Origin of the sequence: Leifsonia sp. NPDC077715, assembly GCF_040686855.1 — a bacterium.
Classification (GTDB): Bacteria; Actinomycetota; Actinomycetes; order Actinomycetales; family Microbacteriaceae; genus Leifsonia.
The window spans coordinates 370,015-385,807 of sequence record NZ_JBFBOG010000001.1 but is presented as its reverse complement, the minus strand read 5'-3'; the positions used below and the strand labels follow the sequence as shown (position 1 = coordinate 385,807).

Here is a 15,793-nt window from a genome sequence, read left to right as displayed (position 1 = left end):
CCGATGATGTGCGGGCGCGCTTACATCGCCCTTACGTGCCGCTTACACGGCAAAGGGGTGGCTGTAAGGGCGTGTGAGGGGAGGACTCAGGCGGCGCGGCGGGCGGAGTCGAGGAGGCCCTGGCGGTCGATGCCGGCGAGCGTGAGCGCGCGCGGAACGGTGCCGAGCTCGAGTCCGAGGAGGGCGGCGAGCAGGTCGAGCTCCGCCATCCTCTGGCGGTGGTGGGCGGAGGAGACGCGGTGGGCGCGGACCAGCGCCTCCCGGGCGGAGGCCCCCCAGCGCGGGCGGGAGACCCGCGGAGCGGCGGCGAGGCGGTCCGGCGCCGGCGCGGTGACTCCGGCGACCGCGAGGCTCGCGGTGCGCTCGGCGGTGAGGGCCGCCTCGACGCCGTCGGGGCTCAGCCCGGCGTCGGCGAGGGCGGTGCGGACGGCGGGGCTGCCGTCGCGGGACAGGGCGAGCAGCAGGTGCTCGGCCTCGACGGCCGACGCATTGCGCTGCTGCGCCTCGACGACCGACCGGATGATGACGGGTCGCAGCGCGCGCGACAGCGGCTGGCCCGGGAGGTTCTGGCTGCTGCCAGCGGGGATGTCAGACATTGCGTCTCCTCAGTTCGACGCCGGCGGCGGCCACACGGCGGAGGTGCTTCTTGTGGACGGCCTGCCGGGTCACGCCGAGCGCGTCGGCGATCTGCGTCCAGGTCCAGCCCTCGCGCAGGGCGCGTTCGACCTCGGCGTCCTCGAGGCGGTCGGCGAGTTCGCGGAGGGCGACGACGGCGGCGAGGCCGTCGGCGACGCCGCCGACGGGGTCGGGGAACGGCGTGGTGGGGTTCATGTAAGCAACAATAGTTGCTTAATCGCGTTTGTCAACAGAAGTTGCTAAAGACGCAGCGCGGACAGCAGCTCCAGTCCACGACGAACGGCTTCGGCGGGGGAGGCGTCACCGACTCCGGCGCGTGCCGCGGCGAGGTGCGCCTCGCCGTGGTTGACCACGAAGCGCGACTCCAGTTCGTCGCGGTGAAGGCTGGCCACATCCTGTCGCGAGTTGGCCCGCTCGCCCAGGGCGAAGAGCGCGAAGCCGGTCTCGAGCCAGCGCTCGCGGTCCGCGCCGGTGCGCCGGTCCGCGATGGCCGGGTCGAGCATCCACGCCGAAAGGCCGACGAAGCCGGAGCCCATCACCGGCTGGTCGAGCGACGGCGGGTTGAGTCGCGCCGTGACCAGGATGCGCGTGCGCAGTGCGGCCGCCGCCGCATCCGTCTCCGCCGGGTCGGTCACGCCGGGCTCCTCCGTCTGCACGCGCAGCCGGGTGATGAGCCCCGCCGCTCCGAGCATGATCAGCCAGGGGCTGAGCGCGCTGGCCCGGGTGTCCGGCGTGTCCGAGGCTGCGCTCAGCGCTTCTCCGTACAGCCGGACCGCCTCGGCGGAGTCGCCCTCGGCGCGCGCGATCTCGGCCATCCCGGCGAAGCCGATCGCGTAGTAGTCGGAGTAGTCGAAGCCGGTCCGGTCCACCTCCGCGGCCAGGTACCGCTCCAGCAGCCTGCGCCCGCGCTCGGTGTCGCCGATGGCGATGGCGTTGATGGCGATCAGCCAGTCCAGCTGCCGCAGGTCGCCGTCGGCGCGCAGCAGCTCCATCTGGTCGTACGCGCGCTGGCCCCACTCCAGCGCCTCCGCGGGATGCGCGAGCTCGCTGTGCGACTGGGCGATCGACTGCGCCGCCGAGGCGAGAGACCAGGCGTCGCCGACGAGCTGCGCCGCATCCCACGCCCGCTGGGCCGCTGCGAGCGCGGCGTCCAGCTCGCCCGCGTTCTCGCGCAACTGCGCAAGCAGGAGGTTGCCCATCGCCGCGCTCGCCGGGTCATCGGACTCCGCGTACTCGGTCAACAGCGCCATGCCGGCCTCCACCTTGCCCGCGGCGAGGAGCAGCGCGGCCATCGCGTCCAGCCGTCCGTCGCCGAACGGGCGCTCGCGCCGCAGCCGGCGCAGCCGCGAGATGGCGCGCGCGGAGGTACGCAGGTCGACGAACAGGAACGTGCCGCCGATCAGGGTGAAGCATGCCGCCAGCGCGTCGCGGATCTCGTCCGGTGCGTCCCCGTCGCTCAGCACCGCCAGCGCGGCCGTGCCGAACCCGAGCACTTCCGAGTGCGCGCTCCGCAGCGACCAGTAGTACGCCAGCGTGGCGAAGACGAAGGCCACGGTCTCGCGACGCTCGCCGTCGAGGGCGGACCGCAGCACGGCGACGAGGTTGTCCTGCTCGGCGGTGACGCGCTGGAACGTGCGCACCTGCTCCCGGCCGGCCATCGTGCTCATCGCGTCGGCGCAGAAGGCGATCGCCCACGCGTCCATCCCGGCGACGACCGCCTCTTCCTCGCCGGCCGCCTCCAGCTCCCGGTCGCCGAACTCCCGCACCGTCTCCAGCATCCGGTAGCGCAGGATGCCCGTGGCGCGGTCCTCGGTCACGGTCACCAGCGACTGCGCGACCAGGGCGTCGAGATCGTCGAGCACGGTCGGCGCACCCGGGCCCGCAACCGCCTCGGCCGCCTGCGTGCTGAAGCCGTCCGGGAACCGCGACAGCCGCCGCAGCAGCGCCTGCTCCGAGCTTGTGAGGAGGTTCCAGCTCCACTCGATCACGGCGAGCAGCGTGCGGTGGCGCTCGGGCGCGGTGCGTTCGCCGCCGGTCAGCAGCGCGAAGCGGTTGCCGAGGCGGCGCTCGATCTCGTCCACGGACAGCGAGCGGGTGCGGGCCGCGGCCAGCTCGATGGCGAGGGGGAGGCCGTCCAAGCGGTCGCAGAGCCGGGCGACGACATCAAGGGGCAGGACCGCGCCGGGGCGCGCGGCATGGGCGCGCTCCACGAACAGCGCGACGGCCGGACCGTAGTCGGCGTCGCCGTCGCCGTGTCCGTCGGTGCTCTTCAGCGAGTCGAGCGGATAGACCCGCTCGGCCCCGATCGCGAGCGGCGCGCGGCTCGTCGCCAGCACCCGGACGGTGGTCGTGGAGTCGAGGATGTCCTGCACGTACGCGGCCGCTGCATCCACGATGTGCTCGCAGTTGTCGACGATCAGCAGGGTCTCGCGCTCGCTGAGCAGGCCCAGGATGCGCGAGCGCAGGTCGAGCGCGGCGCCGGGATCGGCCGGCCGGGTCGCGCGGGCCTCCCGGATTCCGAGGGTCGACGCGAACGCGAGCTCGACATCCTCGCCCGACCGGACACTCGCCAGCTCCACCACGATCACCGCCGGAGTGTGCACCGCGCGGTTGCCGACCTCCTGCGCCAGCCGGGTCTTGCCCAGCCCCCCGGCGCCGAGAATGGTCGTGAGCCGGGAGGTCGCCACCAGATCCTCGACGGCCTCCAGGTCGTACTCGCGGCCGACCAGGGCGTTGGGCGCCGTGCGGAGGCCGATGCGGATGCGGCGGGGCGCGACGGGTCGCTCCTCCTCATCGGCGGCGAGGAGGTCGGCGTTGAGGGCGACCAGCTCGGGGCCGGGACGCGTCCCCAGGCGGTCGAGCAGCGCCTCCTTCAGGTCGGCGAAGCCGAGCAGGGCCTCGCTGCGGCGGCCCGCGGCGGCGAGGGTGCGCAGCTGTTCCAGCCGCAGGGCCTCGTCGAGCGGGCGCTGCTCGATCAGCGGCAGCAGGTCGGCGAGCGCGCCGGCGTGATCCCCGGTCGCGCGCCGCGCGCGGGCCCGGATGAGGAGCAGGTCGTCCCGCAGCGACGCCGCCGTGCGGCACAGCTCGTCGCCGAGGGGCGAGCCGCCGAGCTCGGCGCCGGGCTCACCGCGCCAGAGCGCCAGCGCGGCGGTCGCCTGACCCTCGGCGGATGCGGCGTCGCCCGCCTCCAGCGCGGCCGTCGCCCGGGCGAGCGCCTGGCGTGCCCGGCCGAGGTCGGTCTGCTCCGGCGGGACGGCGAGCGCGTACCCGCTCGGCGTCGACTCCAGGAGGCCGTCGGCACTCGTCGTCCGCACCCGCGACACGAGCGTCTGCAGCGCCGCGCGCTCCTGCCGGGGCGGCGCGTCGTCCCACAGATCCTCGATCAGCGAGGGGACGCTCGCGGCACCGCGCGCCAGCACCAGCGCGACGATCAGGCTCTTGCCCAGCGCGCCGGCAGGCTCGGTCAGGGCACCGGTCCGGTCCTCCACGAGCACCGGGCCGAGCACGGCGACACGGGGAGGCGGAGGCGCGGTCTGCACCCGCCCGATCTTAGCCAGTGCGGGCATCCGGAGCGTGTGTAGGCTCGGCCCCATGGCGTTCGACTGGTCGCAGTTCTACGAGGAGCAGGGCGGACGCGGCGTGCGCCCTACGTTCCAGAGCGCGCTCGCCGCGTGGGACGGCGAGCCGGGCGAGGCCATCGACCTCGGCTGCGGCGACGGGGTCGAGACCCGGCACCTCGCGGAGCATGGCTGGCGGGTGCTGGCCGTCGACTCCGACCCGGGGGTGGAGGAGCGGGTGCGGGCCGGGATGTCGCCGGAGGCGTCCGCGCGCGTCACGGTGCGCAGGGCGCCGTTCGAGCAGCTGGGCGAGCTGCCGGCGGCCGACCTCGTCTACGCGGGGTTCGCGCTGCCGTTCTGCGACGAGAGCCACTTCCCGTACCTGTGGGCGGATGTGCGGGAGGCGCTGCGTCCGGGCGGTCTGTTCGCCGGCGAGCTGTTCGGGCCGCACGACGAATGGGCGGGGCGGGCGCACATGAGCTTCCACGACCGCGCGCAGGTCGAAGGAATGCTCGCCGGGATGGACGTCCTGCAGCTGGTCGAGGACGACCGCCGCGGGATGTCGTTCGAGGGCCCGAAGCACTGGCACGTCTTCCACATCGTGGCGCGTGCCTGACCCCGCTACCGGATGGTCTTGCGCGCCGTGATCTGCCCGGTGTCGAAGCCGAGCAGGTGCAGGCCGCCGTGGAACCGCGCGTGCTCGATCTTGATGCAGCGGTCCATGACGACGTTCAGGCCCTTCGACTCGCCGTACTCGGCGGCGTCCTGGTTCCAGATCCCGAGCTGCACCCACACGGTGGGAGCGCCGACCGCGACGACCTCGTCGATCACCGCGGGGATGTCGCTCGCCTTGCGGAACACATCCACGATGTCCGGCACCTCGGGCAGGGACGCGAGGTCGGGGTAGGCGGGCTGCCCGAGGATCGTGTCGGCATTCGGGTTCACGAAGTACACGCGATAGTCGCTCGACTGCTGCAGGTAGGTGCCGACGAAGTAGGACGAGCGCGCCGGGTTCGGCGAGGCGCCGACGATCGCGACCGACTTCGCCCCGCGCAGGAGGCGCAGCCGCTCCTTCGCGTCGGGGCCGACCCACGTGCGCTGCGACTTCAGCAGCTTGGCGAGGGGGGAATCCGCCGGAAGGGCGCAGCTCAGGCCGTTCGCGAGCTGGACCTCGGTGGTCGCGGTGTCGGTCATGCTGCCTCCTCGACGGCGAAGCTGAGCGCCTGGTCGAGATCGTAGATGATGTCATCCACATCCTCGATGCCGACGCTGATCCGCACCACGCCCGGCAGGACGCCCGCGTCGAGCAGCTGCTGCTCGGTGAGCTGCGCATGCGTGGTGGACGCGGGATGGATCACCAGCGTCTTCGCGTCGCCGATGTTCGCCAGGTGGCTGGCGAGGTTCACCGACTCGATCAGCTTCTGCCCGACGGCGCGGCCGCCCTTCACTTCGAAGCTGAACACGCTGCCCGGCCCGAGGGGCAGGTACTTCTGCGCGCGCTCGTGGTGCGGATGCTCCGGCAGCCCGGCCCAGTAGACCTTCTCGATGCGCGGGTCGGCGTCCAGCCATTCGGCGACCCTGCGGGCGTTGTCGACGTGCGCCTGGATGCGGTACGGCAGGGTCTCGACGCCCTGCGCCAGCAGGAACGCGGAATGGGGCGCGAGCACCGGCCCGATGTCGCGCAGCTGCTCGGCCCGCAGCCGGGTGAGGAAGGCGTACTCGCCGAAGTTGCCCGACCACTGCAGCCCGCCGTACGACGGCACCGGCTGCCCGAACAGCGGGAACTTCTCGGAGTGCCAGTCGAACCGGCCGCTCTCGACCACCACACCGCCGAGGGTCGTGCCATGACCGCCGAGGAACTTCGTGGCCGAGTGGATGACGATGTCGGCGCCCCACTCGATGGGCCGGTTGAGGTATGGGGTCGCGATGGTGGAGTCGATCGCGAGCGGGATGCCCGCCGCGTGCGCGACCTCCGCCAGCCCCGCGATGTCGGCGATCTCTCCCGACGGGTTCGCGATGGTCTCGGCGAACAGGATCTTGGTGCGGTCCGTGATCGCCGCGGCGTAGTCGGCCGGGTCGGAGCTCTGCACGAACGTCGTGTCGACGCCGAAGCGCCGCAGCGTCACATCCAGCTGGGTGATCGACCCGCCGTAGAGGTTGGCCGACGCGACGATGTGGTCGCCGGCCCCCACGAGCGACGCGAAAGTGATGTACTGCGCCGAGAGCCCGGAGGCGGTCGCCACCGCGCCGAGTCCGCCCTCGAGGCTGGCGATGCGCTCCTCGAACGAGGCGACGGTCGGGTTCGCCAGCCGCGAGTAGATGTTGCCGTACTTCTGCAGGGCGAACCGCGCGGCCGCGTCCGCGGTGTCGTCGAAGACGAACGCGCTGGTCTGGTAGATCGGGAGCGCGCGGGCGCCCGTCACCGGGTCGGGGATGTTGCCCGCGTGGATCGCCCGCGTGCGGAAGCCGTATTCGCGATCAGCCATGCGGCAACGCTACCCGAGGCTGCCGACGTGGGGCCCGGGTCGCGTCACACGGCGCCACGGACTCGGGTATCCTGCTGGTCAGGCCCGGTGTCGGGCCCCGGACGACGGATCAGTACCCGGTGAGCGACAAGACTGGCCAGGGAGCCGGATCATGTCCTGGATCGTCCTCGTCCTCTCGGGTGTCCTCGAAGCCGTGTGGGCCACCGCCCTCGGAAAGTCGGAGGGGTTCACCCGGCTCTGGCCGACCGTCCTCTTCGCCGGCGCGCTCGTCGCGTCCATGGGCGGCCTTGCCTTCGCCATGCGCGAGATCTCGACGGGCACCGCGTACGCCGTCTGGGTGGGAATCGGCGCCGCGCTCACCGTGCTCTACGCGATGCTGTTCGGCGGCGACGGGTTCTCACTGGTGAAGGCGCTCCTGATCGTCGGCCTGGTGGGGTGCGTGATCGGGCTCAAGCTGGTGGAGTGAGTCCGCCTCAGCGCGCGGTCAGCCAGACGGCGCCGAGCGCCAGGGCGGCGATGAGCGCCCAGGAGGCGAGGCCCGCCACCAGCGCGCGCCAGCCGGTGCCGACCAGCGACCGGAGGCGCACCGCGGTGCCGAGTCCGAACAGCGCCATCGCGAGCAGCACGGTCTGGAGGGTGTCCGCGCCGTCGGTCACCGCCGCGGGGAGCGGCACGAACGTGCGCAGCAGCACCGCCAGCAGGAACCCGGCCACGAACAGGGGCACGATCGGGGGACGCTTCACGGCCGCATCGCCCTCCACGTGGCGCCGGCGCTCCACCACCGAGGCGATCGCGACCATCGGCGCGAGCATGAGCACGCGGGTGAGCTTGACGACGACGGCGACCGACAAGGCCGCCGCGCCCGCGAGCTGCGCCGTCGCGACCACCTGGCCGACGTCGTGCACGCCGGCCCCCACCCAGTGGCCGAACTGCACGGCGTCGAGACCGAGCGGATGCCACAGCAGGGGCAGCACGAAGATCGCGAGCGTTCCGCACAGCGTCACGAGGGCGACGGGGGTTGCCGCCTCCTCGTCCTTCGGCTTGACGACGCCGCTCATCGCGCCGATGGCGGACGCGCCGCAGATCGAGAAGCCGGTGGCGATCAGGAGCGGCTGATGGCCGGGGAGCCGCAGCAGCCTCCCGATGCCGAACGTCCCCACGAAGCTGAGCACGACGACGGCGACGGTGGACAGGATGGCCGCCCACCCGAGGCCGGCGATGTCACCGAGACTCAGCTTGAGACCGAGCAGCACCACGCCGATCCGCATCAGGCGCTTCGCACTGAGCGACAGCCCGGGCGCCAGCGTGCCGGTCAGCGCCGGGCGCGCACCGGGGAGCTGCCCGACGACGATCCCGAGCACGACCGCGGCCGTCAGCAGCGGGACGGCCGGCGCCAGCCAGTGAACGGCCCACGCCGCGGCGGCCGCGAGCGCGCACACCAGCACCCCGGGAAGCCAGGGGACCGGGCGGCGGACGGACGGGGAGAAGGCGCTCACTCGTCCCATTCTGTCGTCGCTCGGAGGCGAGCAGCGCTCCTTAGAGGGACGACAGCAGCTTGGTGCCGTCCGGAACGCCGAGGCCTGTGCACGCGTCCCAGCCGGTGGTGGCCGCGTAGGAGCCGTTGTCACCGTGCGTGATGTCGCGGAAGCCGTCCGCCACCTGGCCGGCGGCGACCGAGTCGTACAGCGCCGGCTGCGCGAGTCCGAGCGGCTTGCCCGTCGACTGCGCCAGACGTGCGACGAGCGCAGCCCACAGCGGGGCCACGGCGCTCGTGCCGCCGATCACGGTGTCCTGGCCGTCGACCCGGATGCGGTAGCCCGTCTGCGGGTCGGCCACTGCGGAGACGTCGGGCACGCCGCGCCCGCCGGGGCCGTTCGCCGCGCCGCCCGCGTCCGTGCCGTCCGCGCCGGACGGCACGCCGACGCCCTTCTGCCAGGACGGGAGCGGGAAGACGGCGCTGACGCCGCCTCCGGTCGCGCCGCCTCCGGTGCCGTTGTTCCACACCGTCTCGGAGCGGACGGCACCCGTCGAGGTGTCGGCCTCGAGCCGCGTGCCGCCGCAGGCGAGCGCGTGCGGCGAGGACGCGGGGAAGTCGACGTGCGGCCGACCGTCGCCGACCCGGTCGCTGCTGCCGTCGTCGCCGGCAGCCGCGGTGGTCGTCACACCGAGCGCCGCCGCGTCCTGCAGCGCCTCGTCGAAGGCCGTGCGCGCCTGGGCGGTCCACTGATCCTCGGACTGGCCCCAGCTGATGCTGATCGCGGCAGGGGTCGGGTCGGCGTGCGCGGCGGTGGTCACCGCATCCAGGAACCCGGCGTCGGTGTTCGGCGCGAAGTAGACGACGATCGAGGCGCCCGGCGCCAGCGCGCCCGCCACCTCGATGTCGAGCATGACCTCGCCGTCGGCGCCGTTGGGGTTGCCGTCCGGGGCGTTCGTGCCGCCGTCCACCCCGACCGCCGTGACCGAGGGGGTCGGAATGCCGAGCCCGGCGAAGTAGGTGTCGAGGTCGGACTGCACGTACCCGCCTCCGAGCTCGATGATGGCGATGGTCTGCCCGGAGCCGTCGGTGTCCTCCGGGAACGCGTACACGGTGCCCAGCTGCGGCGGCGTATAGCTGATGTTCACGGCCGCCGCCGGGACGTACCGGAACTGGGCTCGCGCCTGCGGCCGGTCGTCCAGCCCCAGAACGGCGGTGACGACGCCCGAGAGCGCAGCCGGGATGCTCAGGCCGCCGGACCGCTGCCGGTAGGTGGGAGCATCGTCGCCGGCGTCCTCCGGTGTCGACTCGGCGAGGTCGGTCCCGAAGACGCGGGCGACCGTCTCCACCGGGCCGGACACGCGGACGCGACGGGCTGCGGCATCCACGTCCTCCACGGTGAGGCCGAGGCCTTCGAGCGTGCCGCGGACCAGCTCCACGTCGTCGGGCGAGGCGCCGTAGCGCTCGGCGAACTCCTCGCGGCCGATGGGCTGCGCGAAGGCCGTCGCGGGCAGCTCGGCGCGGCGGCGCAGCACGAGCGTCGCCTCGATCCGGGAGCCCGGCGCGAGCCCGCCGTGGGCGCGGAAGCCCGAGCGCTCGGGGCGCTCGCTCCCGGGGAGGGGGACCAGGTCGAGGGGCTGTTCGGCATCCGTCATACCACTCGGTCTACCACCCGCCCCCGACACAGCCCAGAGGTCAGCTCAGACCCAGCTGGGCAGCCACATGTGGATCTGCCAGAACCAGAACGGCACCTGCTGCCCGGTCCAGATCGGGTAGAAGAACGCGGTCACCACGGTGCAGGCGGCGAGGAACACCCCGGTCCAGAGGATGCCGCGCGTGCGCCGCCGCTCCGGGTCCGTGCGCGACCCGAGCACCAGCGCGATCACCGCCGTCAGCGCGAGGATCAGGTAGGGCTCGAAGGCGATCGAGTAGAAGGTGAAGATCGTGCGGCCCATGTACAGCCACCACGGCAGGTACCCGGCCGCGAGACCGGTCAGGATGAGGCCGATGCGCCAGTCGCGCGTCCGGATCAGCCAGTACACCAGGAAGAGGATGGCCGCCGTCGCCGCCCACCAGATCAGCGGATTGCCGAGCGAGGTGATCGCCGCCGAGCACGAGGTCGATGCGCAGCCGTTCTGCCCCTGCGTCGAGCCGACGTAGTACATGCTCGTCGGCCGCAGCATCAGCGTCCACGTCAGCGGGTTGGACTGGTACGGGTGCGGCGTGTGCAGGTTGATGCTGTAGTTGTACATCTCCGTCTGGTAATGCCAGAGGTTCTGGACCCACAGCGGCACCCAGGAGAGGCCGCCCGTCCACTGCATGTGGACGGATTCCGCCCAGTTCCGGTAGTAGCCGTCGCTGGTGAGGATCCAGCCGGCCCAGCACGCGACATACGTGACGAAGGCGATCGGGACCATCAGCACGAAGGTCGCCGGCGCCTGCTTGAGCAGGGAGCCGCTGATGTAGAACGGCAGCCTCTCGCGGCGGCGGGCCACCGCATCCACCACCACCGTGTAGACCGCGAAGAACGCGAGGAAGTAGAAGCCGGTCCACTTGACCCCCGCGCACAGTCCGCACAGGATGCCCGCGGCGATCAGCCACGGCCGCCACCACAGCACCGGACCCCAGGCCGGGTCACGGCCCACGGAGCGCTCGGCCGCCACCCGTGCGGCGAGCCGGTCCGCGGCCCACCGTCGATCGAGCAGGATGCAGCCGAACGCCAGCAGTGCGAAGAACATCACGAAGCCGTCGAGGAGCGCGACCCGGCTCATCACGATGGCGTGGCCGTCGATCGCGAACAGGAATCCCGCGATGGTCGCGATCATCGTCGAGCGGAACAGTGCCCGGGCGATGAGGAAGACGAGAAGCACCGCGATGGTGCCGACCACCGCCGTCGAGATCCGCCAGCCGAACGAGTTGCCTGCGCCCGTGGCGGCCATCCCGAGCCCGATCAGCCACTTGCCGAGCGGGGGATGCGCGACGAACGACGGGTCGGACGAGAAGATCTGCGTCTCGCCCGCGGCGAATCGCGCGTCGGCCTTGTCGGGCCAGCTGCCCTCGTAGCCGAGGTTCCAGAGCGACCACGAGTCCTTCACATAGAAGGTCTCGTCGAACACCAGCGCATGCGGTTGGCCGAGGTTCCACATCCGCAGGATCGCGGCGAGCAGGGTCACACCGATGGGCGCGCCCCAGTACCAGAGCCGCATCCGGGCCGGGGTGCGGAGGACCCGTGCCCACCAGTCGTCGAGGCGGCTGCCGACGGGTTCGGCGGCGCGGTGCGCGGCGACGGCGTCGGTCGGGGGTGCGGAGGTCACCACGCCATGCTAGAGGCGACGGCTCGGAGTCGCCTTTCGGTCGGCGCTCCTCCGGCTGTCAGACTGGGGGGATGATCATCCTCGCCGCCACGCCCATCGGCAACCTGGGCGACGCCTCCCGCCGCTTGGTGGAAGTGCTCGACGGCGCGACGGTCGTCGCGGCGGAGGACACCCGCGTCGCCCAGCGGCTGCTGGCCGGGCTCGGCATCGAGAACCGGCCGCGCCTGATCGCGCTGCACGACCACAACGAGCGCGACCGCGCCGGCGAGCTGGTCGAGCTGGCGCGCGATCAGGATGTGGTGCTGCTGTCCGACGCCGGGACGCCGACGGTGAGCGACCCCGGCTTCCACCTGGTCGAGGCGGCGGCCGCGGCTGGCGTCGGCGTCACGGCGCTGCCCGGACCGTCTGCCGTGCTCACGGCGCTCGCCGTGTCGGGGCTGCCGACCGACCGGTTCACCTTCGAGGGCTTCCTCCCGCGCAAGCAGGGGGAGCGGACCTCGGCGCTGCGCGCGCTCGCCGCCGAGCCGCGCACGATGGTGTTCTTCGAGTCGCCCAACCGGCTCGCGGCATCCCTCGCCGACATCGCCGCGGTTTTCGGCGACGACAGGCGGGCGGTGGTCTGCCGGGAGCTGACGAAACTGTACGAGGAGGTCCGCCGCGGAACGGCTGCCGAGCTCGCGGAATGGGCGGCGGACGGCGTCCGCGGCGAGATCGTGATCGTCGTGGCCGGCGCGCCCGCGCGGGCGGTCGATCCGGGCGCGGCGGTGGAGCAGGTGCTGGCGCTGGTGGCGGCCGGGACACGGCTCAAGGACGCGGCGGCCGAGGTCGCGGAGGCGACCGGGCTCGGCAAGCGCGACCTCTATCAGGCGGCGCTGGCGAAGCGTTCTCCACAGGCGGAGTAACACACGAATTCCCGCGCGCCCGCGCCCGTAGGATAGTCACCATGTCCGATGGCTCTTCCTTCTACATCACCACGCCGATCTTCTACGTGAATGATGTCCCGCACATCGGGCATGCCTACACAGAGGTCGCGGCCGACGTCCTGGCCCGCTGGCACCGCCAGGCCGGCGACGACACCTGGCTGCTGACCGGCACGGACGAGCACGGCCAGAAGATCCTGCGCACCGCCACCGCCAACGGCACCACTCCCAAGGAATGGGCCGACAAGCTGGTGGGCGAGGAGTGGCTTCCGCTGCTGGACACCGTCGACATCTCGAACGACGACTTCATCCGCACCACCGACGAGCGTCACGAGGTCAACGTCCAGAAGTTCCTGCAGAAGCTCTACGACGACGGCTACATCTACGCCGGAGAGTACGAGGCGCTGTACTGCGTGGGCTGCGAGGAGTTCAAGCCGCAGAGCGAGATCGTCGACGGCACGGGGGAGTACGAGGGCCAGAAGGTCTGCGCGATCCACTCCAAGCCGCTGGAGCTGCTGCAGGAGAAGAACTACTTCTTCCGCATGAGCCAGTTCGCCGACCGCCTGCTGTCGCTCTACGAGGAGCGGCCCGACTTCGTGCAGCCGGAGTCGGCGCGCAACGAGGTCGTCAGCTTCGTGCGCCAGGGGCTGTCCGACCTGTCGATCTCGCGCTCGAGCTTCGACTGGGGCATCAAGGTGCCGTGGGATGAGTCGCACGTCGTCTACGTGTGGTTCGACGCGCTGCTCAACTACATCACCGCCGTCGGCTACGGGCAGGACGACGAGGAGTTCGCGCGCCGCTGGCCGGCGAACCACCTGGTCGGCAAAGACATCCTGCGCTTCCACGCCGTCATCTGGCCGGCCATGCTGATGGCCGCGGGCCTCGAGGTGCCGAAGCGGGTCTTCGGTCACGGCTGGCTGCTCGTCGGCGGCGAGAAGATGTCCAAGTCCAAGCTGACCGGCATCGCGCCGACGCAGATCACCGACACCTTCGGGTCGGACGCCTTCCGGTACTACTTCATGCGCGCCATCAACTTCGGGCAGGACGGCTCGTTCAGCTGGGAAGACCTCGCCGCGCGCTACCAGGCCGAGCTCGCGAACGGCTTCGGAAACCTCGCCTCGCGGGTCGTCGCCATGGTCACGCGGTACTTCGAGGGCATCGTGCCGCCGGCGGGTCAGTATCAGGAGGTCGACCTGCACGTACAGGAGGTCGTGCGCACCGCGGCGGCCGACGCAGACGCGGCGATCTCACGGCTGGCGATCCACGACGCGCTGACCGCCATCTGGCGCATCGTCGACGAGCTCAACGGCTACATCACCGAGCAGGAGCCGTGGACGCTGGCGAAGGACGACGCGCAGCGCGAGCGTCTGGGCACGGTGCTGTACACCGCCGCCGAGGGGCTGCGTGCGCTCGCCGTGCTGCTGTCGCCGGTCATCCCGGGCGCCACCGCCAAGCTGTGGGAGGCGCTGGGCGTCGAGGGCGAGCTGGGTGCGCTCACCGCCCAGCCGCTGCGCACCTCCGGCGACTGGGGTCAGCTGCCCGCCGGCACGGAGGTCAATGGGCTCGCGGCGCTGTTCCCGCGGATCGACGCGGAGGCGGTCGCCACGGTATGACGGACCCCTCGTTCGTCCGCCAGCGGCACGTCACCGACGGTCGGGACCTGGCGTACCCGCCGCTGCCCGAAGCGCTCACCGTCCCGGTGTACGACAACCACACGCATCTCGAGATGAGCGACGGCGACGAACCGCTCGACTACCGCGAACACCTCGACCGCGCCTCCAGCGTCGGCGTGCGCGGGGTCGTCCAGGTCGGCAACGACGTGGAGACCTCGCGCTGGTCGGCCGAGACCGCCGCGATCGAGCCGCGGATGCTCGCGGCCGTCGCCCTGCACCCCAACGATGCCCCCGACTACGCCGAGCGCGGCGAGCTGGATGACGCCCTCGCGGTGATCGCCGAGCTCGCCGGCCGTCCGCGCGTGCGCGCCGTCGGCGAGACGGGCCTCGACTTCTTCCGCACGGAGGAGGGCTCGCGCCGTGAGGCGCAGTTCCGCTCGTTCGAGGCGCACATCGAGATCGCGAAGCAGAACGACATCGCCCTCCAGATCCACGACCGCGATGCGCACGCCGACGTCGTCGCCACCCTCAAGCGCGTCGGGGCGCCCGAGCGGACCGTGTTCCACTGCTTCTCCGGCGATGTGGAGCTCGCCCGCATCTGCGCCGACAACGGCTGGTACATGTCCTTTGCCGGCAATGTGACGTTCAAGAACGCGCCGAACCTGCGCGAGGCGCTGGCCTCCGCTCCGCGCCACCTGATCATGGTCGAGACCGACGCCCCCTTCCTGACCCCGACGCCCTACCGCGGTCGCCCGAACGCGCCGTACCTCATCCCGCACACCCTCCGCGCGATGGCCGAGGTGATCGGCACGGACGCCTCCACTCTCGCGGCGCAGATCACCTCCAACACGGAGCTCGTCTACCGCCGCTGGGACAGCGAGCCGGTGGGACCGCCGCCCACCACGCCGATCGGGATCATCGCGTGAGCGAGCTGCGCCTGCTGGGCCCCGCCGAGATCCGCGACCTCGCCGAACTGCTCGACGTCACCCCGACCAAGAAGCTCGGCCAGAACTTCGTGATCGACGCGAACACGGTCCGCCGCATCGTCCGCGTCGCCGAGGTGCGACCCGGCGATCGCGTGGTCGAGATCGGCCCGGGCCTCGGCTCGCTGACGCTCGGCCTGCTCGAGGCCGGCGCCGACGTGATCGCCGTCGAGATCGACGGACGCCTGGCTGCGCAGCTCCCGGTCACCGTCGCCCAGCTCGCCCCGGACGCCGCCGAGCGCCTGACCGTCGTCCACAAGGACGCGCTCGCCATCACCGAGCTCCCCGCAGACCCGGTGCGCCTGGTCGCCAACCTCCCGTACAACGTCTCCGTCCCGGTGCTGCTGCACTTCCTGGAGCGCTTCCCCAGCCTCCGCTCGGGCGTCGTCATGGTGCAGGCCGAGGTCGGCCACCGCATCGCGGCACAGCCCGGCTCGAAGGTCTACGGCGCGCCCAGCGTGAAGGCCGCGTGGTACGGCAGCTGGCGCACAGCGGGTTCGGTCAGCCGTCAGATCTTCTGGCCGGTCCCGAACGTCGACTCGGTGCTCGTCGGCTTCGAGCGGCACGACCAGCAGCCCGGCGACGAGGCCCTGCGCCTGCGAACGTTCGCGCTGGTCGATGCCGCCTTCCAGCAGCGCCGCAAGACGCTGCGGCAGGCACTCGCCCCGGTGTTCGGCGACCCGACGTCCGCGGCGACCGCGCTCGAAGCGGCGGGCCTCGAACCGAGCCTGCGCGGCGAGCAGCTGGCGCTCGCGGACTTCGCCCGGCTCGCATCCGTTTCGGTCGCGTAAAGCTCTCAGCAGCTGCACA

At 72.1% G+C, this 15,793-nt stretch carries 14 protein-coding genes and 1 riboswitch; of the genes, 6 read left to right on the top strand and 8 right to left on the bottom strand.

Annotated features, from left to right (window positions below):
- Positions 1–86: 86 nt before the first annotated feature.
- From AB0P25_RS01805 to AB0P25_RS01795, 3 genes are read right to left on the bottom strand one after another with little or no spacing between them, the layout of a single operon-like run.
- Complete coding sequence (locus tag AB0P25_RS01805) at positions 87–596, bottom strand: Clp protease N-terminal domain-containing protein (protein WP_363805060.1); 510 nt, start codon at positions 594–596, stop codon at positions 87–89.
- The gene (locus tag AB0P25_RS01800) at positions 589–831 is read right to left on the bottom strand and encodes a helix-turn-helix domain-containing protein (RefSeq protein WP_064109530.1); all 243 of its coding nucleotides are present in this window, start codon (positions 829–831) and stop codon (positions 589–591) included. Before AB0P25_RS01800 ends, AB0P25_RS01805 begins: the two co-directional genes overlap by 8 nt.
- 44 nt (positions 832–875) lie before the next feature.
- Positions 876–4,202 (bottom strand): BTAD domain-containing putative transcriptional regulator, encoded by a 3,327-nt coding sequence (locus AB0P25_RS01795; RefSeq protein ID WP_363805059.1) that lies wholly within the window; start codon positions 4,200–4,202, stop codon positions 876–878.
- A gap of 25 nt (positions 4,203–4,227) precedes the next feature.
- Here AB0P25_RS01795 and AB0P25_RS01790 point away from each other — a divergent pair, with 25 nt between their 5' ends.
- Entirely contained in the window at positions 4,228–4,809 is a 582-nt protein-coding gene (locus AB0P25_RS01790) for a class I SAM-dependent methyltransferase (RefSeq protein WP_363805058.1), read from the top strand.
- 5 nt (positions 4,810–4,814) lie between these two features.
- On the opposite strand, the gene AB0P25_RS01785 is transcribed toward AB0P25_RS01790, so the two are convergent.
- Together AB0P25_RS01785 and AB0P25_RS01780 are read right to left on the bottom strand one after the other, a co-directional pair.
- On the bottom strand, positions 4,815–5,387 hold the full coding sequence (locus AB0P25_RS01785) for a CoA-binding protein (RefSeq protein ID WP_363805057.1): 573 nt from the start codon (positions 5,385–5,387) through the stop codon (positions 4,815–4,817).
- Complete coding sequence (locus AB0P25_RS01780) at positions 5,384–6,679, bottom strand: O-acetylhomoserine aminocarboxypropyltransferase/cysteine synthase family protein (protein ID WP_363805055.1); 1,296 nt, start codon at positions 6,677–6,679, stop codon at positions 5,384–5,386. Before AB0P25_RS01780 ends, AB0P25_RS01785 begins: the two co-directional genes overlap by 4 nt.
- 77 nt (positions 6,680–6,756) lie before the next feature.
- Positions 6,757–6,820: riboswitch (guanidine-III (ykkC-III) riboswitch) on the top strand.
- Positions 6,821–6,830: 10 nt separating this feature from the next.
- Between AB0P25_RS01780 and AB0P25_RS01775 the strand changes: the two genes are divergently transcribed.
- Entirely contained in the window at positions 6,831–7,145 is a 315-nt protein-coding gene (locus AB0P25_RS01775) for a multidrug efflux SMR transporter (protein WP_363805054.1), read from the top strand.
- A 7-nt stretch (positions 7,146–7,152) separates the two neighbouring features.
- Here the strand turns inward: AB0P25_RS01775 and AB0P25_RS01770 are convergent, their stop codons facing one another.
- From AB0P25_RS01770 to AB0P25_RS01760, 3 genes are read right to left on the bottom strand one after another with little or no spacing between them, the layout of a single operon-like run.
- Positions 7,153–8,175, bottom strand: coding sequence for a putative sulfate exporter family transporter (locus tag AB0P25_RS01770; protein ID WP_363805053.1), 1,023 nt, complete (start codon positions 8,173–8,175; stop codon positions 7,153–7,155).
- A 40-nt stretch (positions 8,176–8,215) separates the two neighbouring features.
- Positions 8,216–9,808, bottom strand: a complete 1,593-nt coding sequence (locus AB0P25_RS01765; RefSeq protein ID WP_363805052.1) for a S53 family peptidase — start codon at positions 9,806–9,808, stop codon at positions 8,216–8,218.
- A gap of 45 nt (positions 9,809–9,853) precedes the next feature.
- Entirely contained in the window at positions 9,854–11,467 is a 1,614-nt protein-coding gene (locus AB0P25_RS01760; RefSeq protein ID WP_363805050.1) for a phospholipid carrier-dependent glycosyltransferase, read from the bottom strand.
- A gap of 71 nt (positions 11,468–11,538) precedes the next feature.
- Here AB0P25_RS01760 and rsmI point away from each other — a divergent pair, with 71 nt between their 5' ends.
- The 4 genes from rsmI to rsmA are packed head-to-tail and all read left to right on the top strand — an operon-like array spanning position 11,539 to position 15,774.
- Positions 11,539–12,369 (top strand): 16S rRNA (cytidine(1402)-2'-O)-methyltransferase, encoded by an 831-nt coding sequence (gene rsmI / locus AB0P25_RS01755; protein WP_363805049.1) that lies wholly within the window; start codon positions 11,539–11,541, stop codon positions 12,367–12,369.
- A 41-nt stretch (positions 12,370–12,410) separates the two neighbouring features.
- Complete coding sequence (gene metG / locus AB0P25_RS01750; protein ID WP_363805047.1) at positions 12,411–14,000, top strand: methionine--tRNA ligase; 1,590 nt, start codon at positions 12,411–12,413, stop codon at positions 13,998–14,000.
- Complete coding sequence (locus AB0P25_RS01745; RefSeq protein WP_363805046.1) at positions 13,997–14,926, top strand: TatD family hydrolase; 930 nt, start codon at positions 13,997–13,999, stop codon at positions 14,924–14,926. The genes metG and AB0P25_RS01745 overlap by 4 nt, the downstream gene beginning before the upstream one ends.
- A complete protein-coding gene (gene rsmA, locus AB0P25_RS01740; protein WP_363805044.1) occupies positions 14,923–15,774 on the top strand; it encodes a 16S rRNA (adenine(1518)-N(6)/adenine(1519)-N(6))-dimethyltransferase RsmA in 852 nt (283 codons plus the stop codon). Before AB0P25_RS01745 ends, rsmA begins: the two co-directional genes overlap by 4 nt.
- The last annotated feature ends 19 nt before the right edge of the window (positions 15,775–15,793 follow it).

Bases quoted from the DNA above. Each gene is read 5' to 3' on its own strand.
- AB0P25_RS01805 (WP_363805060.1), bottom strand. From the start codon at position 596: ATGTCTGACATCCCCGCTGGCAGCAGCCAGAACCTCCCGGGCCAGCCG.
- AB0P25_RS01800 (WP_064109530.1), bottom strand. From the start codon at position 831: ATGAACCCCACCACGCCGTTCCCCGACCCCGTCGGCGGCGTCGCCGAC.
- AB0P25_RS01795 (WP_363805059.1), bottom strand. From the start codon at position 4,202: ATGCCCGCACTGGCTAAGATCGGGCGGGTGCAGACCGCGCCTCCGCCT.
- AB0P25_RS01790 (WP_363805058.1), top strand. From the start codon at position 4,228: ATGGCGTTCGACTGGTCGCAGTTCTACGAGGAGCAGGGCGGACGCGGC.
- AB0P25_RS01785 (WP_363805057.1), bottom strand. From the start codon at position 5,387: ATGACCGACACCGCGACCACCGAGGTCCAGCTCGCGAACGGCCTGAGC.
- AB0P25_RS01780 (WP_363805055.1), bottom strand. From the start codon at position 6,679: ATGGCTGATCGCGAATACGGCTTCCGCACGCGGGCGATCCACGCGGGC.
- AB0P25_RS01775 (WP_363805054.1), top strand. From the start codon at position 6,831: ATGTCCTGGATCGTCCTCGTCCTCTCGGGTGTCCTCGAAGCCGTGTGG.
- AB0P25_RS01765 (WP_363805052.1), bottom strand. From the start codon at position 9,808: ATGACGGATGCCGAACAGCCCCTCGACCTGGTCCCCCTCCCCGGGAGC.
- rsmI (WP_363805049.1), top strand. From the start codon at position 11,539: ATGATCATCCTCGCCGCCACGCCCATCGGCAACCTGGGCGACGCCTCC.
- metG (WP_363805047.1), top strand. From the start codon at position 12,411: ATGTCCGATGGCTCTTCCTTCTACATCACCACGCCGATCTTCTACGTG.
- AB0P25_RS01745 (WP_363805046.1), top strand. From the start codon at position 13,997: ATGACGGACCCCTCGTTCGTCCGCCAGCGGCACGTCACCGACGGTCGG.